Raw genomic sequence first — 11,930 nt, 5'->3', positions numbered from 1 at the left:
ATCCGGCGGGCACATCCAGGGGCACGTCTAGCTTGCGTACGACCGGAGCCGATCGGCCCGATCGCCGTTGCGGAGCTTGGCCATCACTTCGCGTTCGATCTGGCGGACCCGCTCGCGGGAGAGTCCGAACAGCTTTCCGATCTGGTCGAGCGTGCGGGGCTGACCGTCGTCGAGGCCGAACCGCAGCCGGATCACCTGCTGCTCACGTTCATCGAGCGTGGCAAGCACGTAGCGGATGTCGGTGTGCAGCAGCTCGGAGATCACCGCGTTCTCCGCCGACATGGCTTCGGAGTCCTCGATGAAGTCGCCCAACGGCGCCTCCTCGTCGGTGCCCACCGGCATGTCGAGGCTCACCGGATCCCGGCTGTGCTCCAGCAGATCGTTGATCTTCTCCACGGGGATGCCCGACTCCTCGGCCAGTTCCTCGTCGGTGGCTTCCCGGCCGAGGTTCTGGTGCATCTCCCGCTTGATCCGGGCCAGCTTGTTCACCTGCTCGACGAGATGGACGGGCAGCCGGATGGTGCGGCTCTGATCGGCCATGCCGCGGGTGATGGCCTGGCGGATCCACCACGTGGCGTACGTGGAGAACTTGAAACCCTTGGTGTAGTCGAACTTCTCCATCGCACGGATCAGGCCCAGGTTCCCCTCCTGGATCAGATCCAGCAGCGGCATGCCGCGGCCGGTGTAACGCTTCGCCAACGACACCACCAGGCGCAGGTTGGCTTCGAGTAGATGACGCCGGGCGGCCTCGCCGTCCCGGACCACGGTCGCAAGCTCACGTTTGCGGGTTTCACCGAGGCGCTTCTTGGTGTCCAGCAGGTGCTGGGCGTACAACCCGGCCTCGATGCGTTTCGCGAGCTCTACTTCATCGGCAGCATTGAGCAACGCCGTTTTGCCGATGCCGTTCAAGTACACGCGCACGAGGTCTGCAGCCGGGCTCTGGGCGTCCAGATCGGTGTCAACGCGGCTTGTGGTGGCATTTGCCATGACGGCCTCCTGATCGGCTCGAACTGTCACCACTTATAACGCAGTGGACCCAGTAAGAGTTCCCACCAGTTGCCGATTTCATGCCGCTTGACCTGCAGTTTTTCGGCGACGACCTGAGATTATCCTGAGAATAGCTAAAGAACGTCCTCAGCCTGGAACGTCGCCCCCGCGCCGGTCCTCATCCGGTTGCGGCGACGCGTGTTGGTCAGGCTGCAGTGCGGGCCTTTGCGCGGTCGGGAAAAGGGGTACCCGCTCGCCGCCATGCTGATACCGCCGGGGCTCCTCGGCCTTGCGGGGAGGACGGTCGTTGGCGATGAGCACGGCCATCCAGGGCAGCGGTACCGAGACCAAGATGATCGCCAACGAGATCAGGCCGTTGCCCCAGAGGTTGTAGGCGAGAGCCGCCAGAAGCAACGCCGGGATGCGGAACGCCATCAACGTCAGGTACTTGCGTACCCGGGCGCGGTGCTGTTCTTCATAGGCCGGCGCGGCGCGAGTGATGAGAACCGGGCGACCTTCGCCGTCGAAATCGTCGTCGAAACTCAGCTCGTGGCTTTGTTTCATACCTCTACTGTTCCACACCTGGGTGACGTCGGCGCAGGCGGATTTCCGTTGGCAGCGTCGGCGGGCACAATGAGAACATGCAGACCCAGACGATCGAGCGCACCGACGCAGACGAACGCGTCGACGACGGGACGGACAGCGACACCCCGAAGTACTTCCACTACGTCAAGAAGGACAAGATCGCCGAGAGTGCTGTGATGGGCACCCACGTCGTCGCGCTGTGCGGCGAGGTGTTCCCGGTGACCAAGGCCGCCAAGCCCGGCTCGCCCGTCTGCCCCGACTGCAAGCGCATCTACGAATCGCTCAAGAAGTAGTCGGCTCGTCGGTGGCGTCGGCGGCCGAGCCCTTGGCCGCCGAGCCATTGCCGTTGCCGTTGAGGGCTTTGTCCTCCAGCCAGTCCCGCAGACGCTTGGTGTGAGTGTCCGCCGCGGGCCATTCCTCCTGGATCGCGGCGTTGAGTTCAGCCCCCAGCATCACCGCGAAGCCCAGAAAGAACGCGAACAGCAGGAAAGCGATGGGTGTCGCGAGCGCGCCGTAGGTGTAGCCGGTGCGCGTGATCCAGTTCAGGTAGAACCGCAGGCCCACCGTCGCCACCAGGAACACGACGGTGGCCAGCACCGAGCCCAGCAACAGCCGGTGTGATGGCAGCGGCTTGGGCAGAGCCACGCGGTACAGCAGGGTCACCCCGGCAACCCCGGCCACGAACAATGTGGGGAAGTAGCCGTAGCGCAGGATGTTGTCCCAGCTGTCGGGGATGTGCTCGCTGATGGTGCGCGGCCCCAGGGCGATGAACGGCGCCGTGGCGATGACGCCGATCAGCATCACGACATAGAGCCCCAAGGCATAGAACCTCTGGCGTACGGGATGCCGCAGCGGCGTCTGGTCGTGGGCCTCCACAACCGAATCGACGAATGCCGACACCGCGGACGAGCCCGCCCACAACGAGATCACGAACCCCAGTGACACCACCTCGCCGCGGGCGCTGGACGCGATGTCACGAATTGTGGGTTCGATGATCTCGTTGACGACGTTCTTCGAGAAGAAGCTGTTCGCCGCGTTGATCAGCTGGCTGATGATCGCCGAAAGGGTGTCCGGTCCGAACAGCGGGGCGATGTACGCCAAGCTGCCCAGCACCCCCAACAACAGCGGCGGTAACGACAGCGCACACCAAAAGGCGGCCTGGGCCGACTCCGAGAAGATGGAGTCGTCCCAACTCTTGGAGAGTGTGCGCCGTGTTATGTGCCAGATGTGATGGCGTGATGGGGGTAGTGGAAGCGGCTGGCCGGTCATGTTCAGACCAGCATTACGGACGAAGCGTGCTCCTGCCCAGTCGGGTGGTGCTCAGCGGCGTTTATGCCTCTACCGGGCTGACTTCGATGACGGCTGCCAGCTCGATCAGCTTCGCCTCGTGCTCATTGGCGTGGTGCTGGCAGAAGAGGAGCTCGCTACCTGACGGCAGGGTCGCGCGCACGCGTGCGGCGGCACCGCAGCGGTCGCAACGATCGGCTCTGGTTAGCTCCGGGGTGGTCAGAGTTGCGTTCATGGCTCCTCCGTCTTCTGCTCTGCGCCTCCCGGCAATGGCGCCGGGTTTGCGTATATCCACTCTCTCAGACGTTTTCGGTTCCGGCCTTGTTCCCTAGGGGTTTACCGGTGTGTCGTGTCTCACTTGTCTGCCGAGTTGCTCGACCGGCAAGCTGGCACTATGCGTCCGTCGCCGCCCGTGCTGGTTCACCTGTGTAGTGCCGATGAGTGGCGGGCCGCCCAGGTGTCCGGCGAGCACCGCCCCTCCTCGCTGGGTGCTCAGGGCTTCGTCCATCTGTCGGCTCCCGAGCAGGTCCACCTGCCCGCCAACCGGCTCTACGCGGGCCGGACCGACCTGGTGTTGCTCTACATCGACGCGGCGGCGCTGACTGCCCCTGTGCGGTGGGAGCCCGGCGTGCCGTCCGACCCCGGGGCCATGCTGTTCCCGCATCTGTACGGGCCGCTGCCTGCCGCGGCGGTGACCGCCGCGGCCGCCTACCTGCCGGCCTCCGACGGCACGTTCTCGCCGCTTGCGACGACGTAGGCGTCCGCCTCGATCTCGACCAGCAACTCGGGAGCGATCAGCGCCGAAACCTCGACCATCGTCGTGACGGGACGGATGCTTCCGAACACCTCGGCGTGGGCTGCCGCGACATCTTTCCATCGGCTGATGTCGGTCACGAACGCTCGGGTGCGCACCACGTCGGTCAGGCCGGCGCCCGCGTCGTGCAAGGCCTTCTCGATGCGGGCCAGTGCATCGCGGGTCTGAGCGGCGATGTCGTCTCCGGCGCCGGTGGTGCCGGAGACCGCGACGTGATCGCCGATGCGGACCGCGCGGGAGTACCCGACGATGTCCTCGAACTCGGATCCGGAGCTGATGTTGATACGCGCCTGCGACATGCGGTCAGCGTAGTGGGCACTCGATGCCGTGGTGGGCGTCAGGCGCACCCCGGCGGCCCTCTCGCGGTTCGGTCAGGTGGAATGCACCGGGGTGATCGGGATCCGGCCTGCGCTGGCACCGCCGTCGACGGTGAGATCGGCCCCCGTGATGTAGGACGACGCGTCGGACGCCAGGAACGCCACCACCTCGGCCACCTCTTCGGGCGTCCCGACCCGGGTCAGCGGTGCGCCGGGATGCCCGCCCGGACCGCGTTCGACCTCGAGATGGGCGATCATCGGCGTATCGATCATCCCGGGGTAGACCGTGTTCACCCGAATTCCCAATGGGCCCAATTCGATTGCCGCCACCTTCGACATGCCGCGCAGGCCCCATTTGGACGCGCCGTAGGCGGTGTAGCCCGCGAGTCCCTGCACGCCGGCCTGCGACGAGATGTTGACGATGGACCCGCCGCCGGCTGCCTTCATCGGCTCGACGACAGCCTTGACGCCCAGAAACGCGCCGAGCAGGTTGACCCGCAGCATCTGGTCGAACCCATCGGCGGTCTGCTCGGTCAACGGCACCACCCTGCAGACGGCGGCGTTGTTCACCAGTACATCGAGGCGGCCGAATTCGTTCACCGCGGTGTCCACCGCTGCGGCCCAACCGCTTTCGTCGGATACGTCATGGGGCACGAACCGTGCCGCGGCACCGATCGACTCCGCCACCTGCCTGCCTTTGTCGACCAGAACGTCGGTCAGCACCACCCGAGCACCCCGATCGGCGAACAACCGGGCTTCTGCTGCGCCCTGGCCTTGCGCCGCACCGGTGATGATCGCGACCTTCCCGGCCAGATCGACCCCCGCCATCAGTCGCTGTCCTGATCGATGCCGGTCAGCATGAGCTCGGAGACCCGGCGGGGGAACTCGGTGAACTTCGCCATGGCCACGATGCTGCGCGGCAGTATGACGTGGCGGCGGTTGTGTTCGATCGCATCGGCGATGGCCGCGGAAACCGTTGCCGGGTCCAGTGATTCACGGGGGATCATCCGCCACCGGATGGACCGCTCGATGGTGCGTCGCGCCGGGCCGAATTCGCGGATGTTGTCGATCATGTCGGTCTTGACCTCGCCGATCTGAACGAGCGTGGTGCCGACGGGCTTGTTGCGCAGTTCCATGCGCAGCCCCGCGGTGAAGTGGCTCAGCCCGGCCTTCGATGTGCCGTACAGGGTCAGCCCCGGTCCCTGCGATATGGCGCCCATCGACGACACGTTTACGATGTGGCCACGGCCGCGCGACACCATGCGCGGCATCACCTGACGGCAGATTTCCATCGGCGCCGCGAGGTTGACCTGCAGCAGATCGCGGACCTGCTGGGGGCTGATCTGATGAAACCTGCCGACGTGGTCGATTCCGGCGTTGTTGACCACGATGTCGACCGCACCGTCGGCCTCGACCCGGTCGACGAGGCTCTCCACAGCAGCAGGATCTCCCAGGTCGGTCGGGTAGGCCTTCCCGTCCAATTCTTGGGCCAGTGCCTCAAGAGCCGCACCGTTGCGCGCGACCAGCGCGACCTCGGCGCCCCGGCGGGCCAGCGTCTCGGCGATGCTCCTGCCGAGTCCGCGGCTTGCGCCGGTGACCAGCACCCGCGCGTTACGAACTTCCATGGCTGTGCCTTTCCCGATTTTCCGATGTGGGGCTTGGTGTTTCAGGACCCGAGCGCGTCGCGGACGACGGCGCAGACGTCGTCGGTGGCTTGCGCTGCGTCCGGCAGATGGTCGGCGAGATTGAAGAAGCCGTGGAAGCCACGGTCGTAACGCCGGAGGCTGACTTTCGCGCCGCCTGCGGCGAGCCTGCGCGCGTACTCCTCGCCCTCCTCGCACAGCGGGTCGAGCCCGCCGGTGAGCACGTGAGCGTTCGGAAGTCCGGACAGGTCACCGAGAATCGGCGATACGTTTGCGCTGCTCGGGTTCCCGCCTGCGCCCAGGTATTGCTCGGTGAACCACTGCATGTGCGCGGCGGTGAGCACACCGCTTTGGGTGTGCGGGCTGGACAGTGAGGACTTGCGGCGCTGGTCGACGACGGGATAGATCAGCACCTGGAACGCGATCGCCGGGGCGCCGCGGTCGCGGGCTGTCATCGCCATCACCGCGGCGAGGTTGCCGCCGGCACTGTCCCCGGCGAGCACCAGCCGGGACGGGTCGCCGCCGAGTTGGTCGACATGGCCGGCCACCCACTCGGTGGCCGCCCACGCGTCGTCGACCGCGGCCGGGTACGGGTGTTCGGGAGCCAGCCGATAGTCGACCGAAACCACCACGGCGCCAATGCCGTTGGACAGCCGACGGCAGCACGAGTCGTGTGAATCCAGGTCGCACAGCACGAATCCGCCGCCGTGGAAATAGATCACCACGGGCAGACCGGCATCGCCTGCGCCGAGCGGATGGTAGATGCGTACCGGTATCTCGCCGGCGGGACCGGGGATCGTCCGGTCTTCGACGGTGCCGACCTCGACGGGTCTGGCGGGCCGGCGGCTGGCCTTGAGCCGGGCCCGTACCTCGGCCGCTGCGGCGACGGGATCCGTGCCGCCTTCGGCGATCGGGGCGAAGGCGTCGCCCATGCGGCGCGCGACCTCACGCTTCATGGTGTCGGAGTCACTCATTTGGCGCCTCCGGTGAGCTCGCCGCGCAGCACCTTCCCGGTCGCATTACGGGGCAGGCTGCTGACGAACTCGACGTCGCGGGGCACCTTGTAGCGCGCGAGGTTTGCCTTCACGAACGCCTTGACACCGTCGGCGTCGAGGGTGGCTCCGTCGTTGAGCACCACGTAGGCGTTTAGGCGCTGGCCGAAATCGGCGTCGCTGACCCCGATCACCGCGACCTCGTCGACGTCGGGGTGGCCCGTGATGAGGTTCTCGACCTCCAGGGGGTAGACGTTCTCGCCGCCACAGATCACCATGTCGTCGTCGCGGCCGTCGACGTAGAGCCGACCGCTCTCGTCGAAATGGCCGACGTCACCACTGCTTTGGAGGCCGCCGATGGTTTGCTTGGTGCGGCCGTCGGTGTAGCCGCCGAAGCTCACGTCGCTGCCGGCGAATATCCTGCCGATCACACCCGGCTCGGTGATCTCGTTGTCGGCCGAATCGTAGAGTCGCACAGCGCAACCCACCGGAGGCCGCCCTGCGGTGCGCGGATCATGACGCAGATCCTCGGGGGTCGCGACGGTCATCACCGCAAGCTCGGTCGAACCGTAGAGGTTGTAGAGCACCGGGCCGAATTCGGCCAGTGCACGTTCGACCAGGGCGGGCGGCATGGCCGAACCCGACGCGAAGATGATCTTCAGCGACGACGTGTCATAGCTGTCGCGAATCTCCTTCGGCAGAGCCAGGATTCGCTGCAGCATCGTCGGCACCACGACCAGCACGTCGCACCGGTAGGTCTGCACCCCCCGCAACGTGGCCTCGGGGTCGAATCTGCGGCGCAGCACCAACCGGTTACCGAGAGCCAGCGACAGCACGGCCTGGCCCAGGCCGGTGCCGTGGAACATCGGGGCGGCCAGCATGCAGGTCTGGCCCCGTCGGCGCGGCACCCGGTCGAGCAGCTGGGCGGAAAACAGCGGCGAGGTCTTGCCGCGCGGGGCGCCCTTGGGCGTACCGGTGGTGCCGCTGGTCAGCAGAGTCATGCCGCCCGGCCTGGCGGGGGCGGCCACCGGTGCCGGTGAGGTCGCCGCGATCAGGCCCTCCAGGGTGCCCTCGATGTCGGTGGCCGACCGGTCGTCGGTCCAGGCCAGGAATCGCCGCACGTCCGGATCGATCGCGCTGACCAGGTCAGTGAACTCCTCGTCGTAGACGAGCACGTTGACCTTCTCGCGGGCGGCGACGTCGGCGAGCTGTGGTTGGGCGAATCCGGTGTTCATCAGCAGCAGCTGGGCGCCGACCTTGCCCGTCGCGGCCAGCACTGTGAGAAGCCCGCGGTGATCGCGACACAGCGCGGCGATCACCGAGCCCTGACCGATGCCACGCGAATTCCACGCGCGCGCCAGGGCGTTGACGCGACCGTTGAGTTGCGCGAACGTGATGTCGCCGATCTCGTCGGTGATCGCGATGGCGTCGGGGTTGCGCACGGCGGCGCTTTCGATGACGGCCGCGAAACCGCCGAACTGACGAACGAGCCGGGCCTGCCGGATGCCGTCGGCGGCTCCTGCGGACAGCCCGGATTCGCGCAGTACCGCGATACTGCGGGCGATGACCCGCACCCGGTTGATCTTGGCGGCAAGGGCCTCGCTTCCTGGGATAGCTCGCTTCATGGCAGGGAACCGTACGGCTCGTCGCACCGCCGGTGGATCGTCAAATCCCGGTGGCCGGGACAGGTTGTCTCGCCGGACACACAAATGGAGAAGAGTGACCACAGCCACATGCGCCGCCGGGTTCGGCGGCCGGACACGCGAGGTGAACATGCGCCGTTTGAAGGGTGAGGACAACAGCTTCCTGGCATGGGAGAGCGCGGTGCAACCGCAGCACACCATCAAGGCGGTCGTGCTCGACCCTGCCCGGATTTCCGAACCGCTCAGCTTCGATCGGCTCAAGAGTGTGGTCCAAGGGTGGGTGGATCGCGTCGAGCCGCTGCAATGGCAGTTGCTGTCGCCGCGCGTCGGTTTCGGGCGCCCGTGGTGGGTGTCCCGGCCGCAGATCGATCTCGACCATCACGTCCAGCGGACCACCGCGCCTGCCCCCGGCGGCGCCGAGGAACTCGCGGCCACCATCGGCGACATCTTCGAGGTCGCGCTCGACCGCGACCGGCCTGCCTGGCAGCTGTGGTACGTCGACGGCCTGGCCGACGGCCGGATCGCGCTGGTACTCAAGATCCATCACGCGGTCGCCGATGGCAGCGCCTCGCTGCGCCTGCTGGAAATGCTCTACAGCACCGACCCCGAGTTGCCGCTCCCGCGACCGCGCAGGATTGCGCTGCCCGACGAGAAGCGGCCGGCCGCCGTGGTGTGGTGGCCGTTGGTGGTGCGGCACCAAATCGCCGCGCTCAGCCGGTTCCCGCGCATCATCACGCGCACGGCCAGGGTCACCGGCGTCATCCGACGGCGGCAGAAGGCCGGAAAGCCCGGCTATGCCGAGGCGTTCACGGCGCCCGCGATGACCTTCAACGAGCCGTTGTCGGCCCGCCGCCGGTTCGCCTACCGCTGTTGCGACGCCGTTGAGATCAAACGGGTCGCCAAGGCCTTCGGCGTCACAGTCAACGATGTGTTCCTCACGATGTGCGGGGGAGCACTGCGCGGTTACCTGCAGGAGCGCGGCCAGCTCAGCGATGACCCGCTGACTGCCGTTGTGCCAGTGTCGATGCGGCCGGCCGGCAGCGATGCGCAGTGGGGCAATCAGGTCGCCCGGTGGAACGTCGATCTCGCGACCCACATCGCCGATCCCGTGGCCCGTCTGGAGGCTGTCGCGGCGGCCACCCGGACGGCTCGTGAGGTCCAGGGTGAGCGCGATGCGTGGCTGCAGCACGACTGGATGGAGTACTGGCCGTTGTTCTGGCTGTATTCGCGGGTGCTGCCGATCCTGGGCGCCCGGATCAAACAGCGTCCGATGTTCAGTCTGATCGCGTCGAACATGCGCGGGCCCCAGCAGACCCTGTATTTCGGCGGTGCCCCCATCGAGCAGCTCATCTCGTCCGGGCCGGTGGTGTTCCCGATGGGCCTCAACTTCACCGGGTGGAGCTATCGGGATGACATGACGATCTCTGTGCTGACCTGCGGGGATCATGTCCCGGCCCCGTACCGCATCGCCGACCGGCTGCCGGCTGTGCTCGCCGAGTTGTCCGGGCGGGCCGGCTCAGCCGGCCCTGTCGAGGATGTGCACCGCCAGGCGGTATCCGGCTGACACGTCCAGCCACAGCCTGGTGACCGGGTCGGTGGCGTCCAGCGCGTGGCGGTTGCCGCTGGCCAGGAGCCGGTCGGCGGCGTCGCGGGCCCGGGCGACGGCTTGCAGTTGTGCCCGTGCCGCTGCTGCGGTTTGGGAGCGCAGTGATTCCTCGAGTTGTAACGTGGCGGCGTCGATCGCCGACGCGGTTTCGGCCACCGCGACGGCCGATGCCGTGCGTTCGGCGGTGTCCTCGCTGCCGTACGAGGTGGCCAGCCGCTCGCGTACCTGGTCGACGTGTGCCTGCCAGATACCGGCGGCGGCACCGAGGACCGCCGCCGCGGCCGCGGCGCCGGTCACGGCCGCCGCGACGACGTCGAATTCGGCATCCGCACACTGGTTTTCGTCGGCATGCAGGTACACGGCCGACCCGTCGACGACGGTATCGGCCACTGTCACGTCGCAGATGCCGGTGGTGCGCAGGCCGACGATGTCGTTGCGGGCTACCAGCTCTGCGGCATCGCGCGGCAGCAGCACCCAGCGGGCAGTGCCGTCGAGATCGGCGCGCAGCAGCAGCCAGTCTGCGAATGCGGCGCCGGTGACCGTGTCCCACCGCCCGGCGAGCCGAAAGTTGGGGCCCTGCTGTGTCAATCGGCCCTCGGCGCGCGTGGCGATGGTCACCAGCGCGCCCTGGTCACGACCCCAGACCCGGTCTGCGGCACCCGCGCCGATGGCGGCCACCTGGTTGGCGGCGGCGTTGAGGATGGCCGTGAGCCAACCCGCGGACCCGTCGCGCCGGGCGAGTTCGGATACCGCCGAGACGAATTCGGTGACAGGGACCGCCCGACCGCCGTGGCCGGCCGGCTGCAGCAGCCGCGTCGTGGACGAATCGCCCAGCACGGCAATTGATTCACCGGGCGGCTGGGCCATATGACCTCCTGGGCGGGGTGACGAATGGTATCCACGATGGTGACACACCGGAGACACCGCGCAGGCGGGATAGGCGGTAGGCGATGACACAGAGCGTGCGCAGCGCGGTCGGTCGGTTGCTGCCGATGATCGAGGGCGCCGCGTCGGACGTGGACCGCAGCGGTGCGGTCGACGCGTCGGTGATCGCGCGTCTGCACGATGCCGGATTCTTCGCCATGCTGCGCCCCAAGGCCTTCGGTGGGCTCGAAGCCGACCCGGTCGAGTATCTGACGGTGGTCCGGGAGCTGTCGGCGGCCTGTATGTCCACCGGGTGGATGGCGGGCTGGCTCGGGGTCAACACCTGGCATCTGTCGCTCTTCGACGAGCAGGCACAGGAAGACGTCTGGGGTGCCGACCCGAACACGCTGGTCTGTGAGTCGTACGCCCCCACCGGACGGCTGGAACGGGCCGGTGACGGGTTCCGGCTGTCGGGCCGATGGAGTCGATGTACCGGCATCGGGCACGCGTCGTGGTTGATGGCCGCGGCCGTTCTCGTCGGTGACGACGGGGCCGCCCAGGATTTCGTGGTGGCGTTGGTGCCCCACGAGGACTACACCGTCGAATCAAGCTGGAACAGCGTGGGTTTGCGGGGCATCGGCGCGCACGATGTCGTCGTGTCGGGGGCACCGGTGCCGCGCTACCGCACCTTCGGGTGGGTCAGCGGTGAGCAGCGGGTGGTTCCGGGGCCGCTGTACCGGCTGCCGCAGCCGACGATGTACATCCACACCGGCACAGTGCCGTTGATCGGAGCGGCCGACCGGGTGCTGGCAGCGCTGCGGCCGGATGCTTCCTCGCCGCTGAGTCCGGTCGCGATGGCGAGCTCCGACGTCGAGCTGTCGATGCGGCAGATCGACGGCAACATCCGCGCTCTGATGGACTGTGCCCGCGCCGACGCAGCCCCGGACACCGGCCTGGTGTTGCGCTCGCGGCGCGACCAGGTGCTGGCGACGGACCGTGCCTATGACGCCATCCGGACGTTCATGCGGCACGCAACCGGCCACGCCGCCGATGACGCTGTGGTGGAACGGATCTGGCGGGATGTGCAGACCGCGCGCACCCATGTCGCGAGCAATGTCGAGCAGGTGCTTGCCCTTGTCGGGCGCTACTCATTCGGCATGGAGGTCGACGACATTCTCTGGTGAGATCCGTG

The 11,930-nt window shown here is 67.5% G+C and carries 14 protein-coding genes; 4 read left to right on the top strand and 10 right to left on the bottom strand.

What is annotated here, in order from left to right:
- Window positions 1-27: 27 nt before the first annotated feature.
- Window positions 28-1,017 (bottom strand): sigma-70 family RNA polymerase sigma factor, encoded by a 990-nt coding sequence (locus RMCB_RS26015; RefSeq protein WP_264028723.1) that lies wholly within the window; start codon window positions 1,015-1,017, stop codon window positions 28-30.
- Between the two features lie 117 nt (window positions 1,018-1,134).
- A complete protein-coding gene (locus tag RMCB_RS26010; protein ID WP_029370158.1) occupies window positions 1,135-1,551 on the bottom strand; it encodes a DUF3099 domain-containing protein in 417 nt (138 codons plus the stop codon).
- 77 nt (window positions 1,552-1,628) lie between these two features.
- Here RMCB_RS26010 and RMCB_RS26005 point away from each other — a divergent pair, with 77 nt between their 5' ends.
- Window positions 1,629-1,865: a DUF3039 domain-containing protein gene (locus RMCB_RS26005; RefSeq protein WP_018600547.1), complete on the top strand. Its 237-nt coding sequence runs from the start codon at window positions 1,629-1,631 to the stop codon at window positions 1,863-1,865.
- Here RMCB_RS26005 and RMCB_RS26000 read toward each other — a convergent pair.
- Window positions 1,855-2,841: a YihY/virulence factor BrkB family protein gene (locus RMCB_RS26000; protein WP_062831065.1), complete on the bottom strand. Its 987-nt coding sequence runs from the start codon at window positions 2,839-2,841 to the stop codon at window positions 1,855-1,857. The two genes, RMCB_RS26005 and RMCB_RS26000, sit on opposite strands and share 11 nt — an antisense overlap.
- A 61-nt stretch (window positions 2,842-2,902) precedes the next feature.
- On the bottom strand, window positions 2,903-3,094 hold the full coding sequence (locus RMCB_RS25995; protein ID WP_029370160.1) for a DUF7455 domain-containing protein: 192 nt from the start codon (window positions 3,092-3,094) through the stop codon (window positions 2,903-2,905).
- A gap of 159 nt (window positions 3,095-3,253) precedes the next feature.
- On the opposite strand from RMCB_RS25995, the gene RMCB_RS25990 reads away from it, so the two are divergent.
- Complete coding sequence (locus tag RMCB_RS25990; RefSeq protein WP_062831064.1) at window positions 3,254-3,616, top strand: DUF952 domain-containing protein; 363 nt, start codon at window positions 3,254-3,256, stop codon at window positions 3,614-3,616.
- Here the strand turns inward: RMCB_RS25990 and RMCB_RS25985 are convergent.
- The 5 genes from RMCB_RS25985 to RMCB_RS25965 form a co-directional block, all read right to left on the bottom strand.
- Window positions 3,568-3,972 carry a RidA family protein gene (locus tag RMCB_RS25985; protein WP_062831129.1) on the bottom strand — a complete coding sequence of 135 codons (405 nt, stop codon included), beginning with the start codon at window positions 3,970-3,972 and terminating at the stop codon, window positions 3,568-3,570. The two genes, RMCB_RS25990 and RMCB_RS25985, sit on opposite strands and share 49 nt — an antisense overlap.
- A gap of 72 nt (window positions 3,973-4,044) precedes the next feature.
- Window positions 4,045-4,818: a glucose 1-dehydrogenase gene (locus RMCB_RS25980; protein ID WP_062831063.1), complete on the bottom strand. Its 774-nt coding sequence runs from the start codon at window positions 4,816-4,818 to the stop codon at window positions 4,045-4,047.
- Window positions 4,818-5,615: an SDR family NAD(P)-dependent oxidoreductase gene (locus RMCB_RS25975; protein WP_062831062.1), complete on the bottom strand. Its 798-nt coding sequence runs from the start codon at window positions 5,613-5,615 to the stop codon at window positions 4,818-4,820. Before RMCB_RS25975 ends, RMCB_RS25980 begins: the two co-directional genes overlap by 1 nt.
- Window positions 5,616-5,656: 41 nt before the next feature.
- The gene (locus RMCB_RS25970; RefSeq protein ID WP_062831061.1) at window positions 5,657-6,607 is read right to left on the bottom strand and encodes an alpha/beta hydrolase; all 951 of its coding nucleotides are present in this window, start codon (window positions 6,605-6,607) and stop codon (window positions 5,657-5,659) included.
- Window positions 6,604-8,250, bottom strand: a complete 1,647-nt coding sequence (locus tag RMCB_RS25965) for an AMP-binding protein (protein ID WP_062831060.1) — start codon at window positions 8,248-8,250, stop codon at window positions 6,604-6,606. Before RMCB_RS25965 ends, RMCB_RS25970 begins: the two co-directional genes overlap by 4 nt.
- Before the next feature lie 94 nt (window positions 8,251-8,344).
- On the opposite strand from RMCB_RS25965, the gene RMCB_RS25960 reads away from it, so the two are divergent.
- Window positions 8,345-9,832 (top strand): wax ester/triacylglycerol synthase family O-acyltransferase, encoded by a 1,488-nt coding sequence (locus tag RMCB_RS25960; RefSeq protein ID WP_234792248.1) that lies wholly within the window; start codon window positions 8,345-8,347, stop codon window positions 9,830-9,832.
- On the opposite strand, the gene RMCB_RS25955 is transcribed toward RMCB_RS25960, so the two are convergent.
- Window positions 9,785-10,741, bottom strand: a complete 957-nt coding sequence (locus RMCB_RS25955; RefSeq protein WP_062831059.1) for an acyl-CoA dehydrogenase family protein — start codon at window positions 10,739-10,741, stop codon at window positions 9,785-9,787. The genes RMCB_RS25960 and RMCB_RS25955 overlap by 48 nt on opposite strands.
- An 83-nt stretch (window positions 10,742-10,824) precedes the next feature.
- Here RMCB_RS25955 and RMCB_RS25950 point away from each other — a divergent pair, with 83 nt between their 5' ends.
- Window positions 10,825-11,922, top strand: coding sequence for an acyl-CoA dehydrogenase family protein (locus RMCB_RS25950; RefSeq protein WP_062831058.1), 1,098 nt, complete (start codon window positions 10,825-10,827; stop codon window positions 11,920-11,922).
- Window positions 11,923-11,930: the final 8 nt, after the last annotated feature.

It is taken from the genome of Mycolicibacterium brisbanense (genome assembly GCF_001570425.1).
Lineage (GTDB): Bacteria > Actinomycetota > Actinomycetes > Mycobacteriales > Mycobacteriaceae > Mycobacterium > Mycobacterium brisbanense.
The sequence above is the reverse complement of the archived record's forward strand: the minus strand, read 5'-3'. Positions and strand labels throughout refer to the sequence as shown.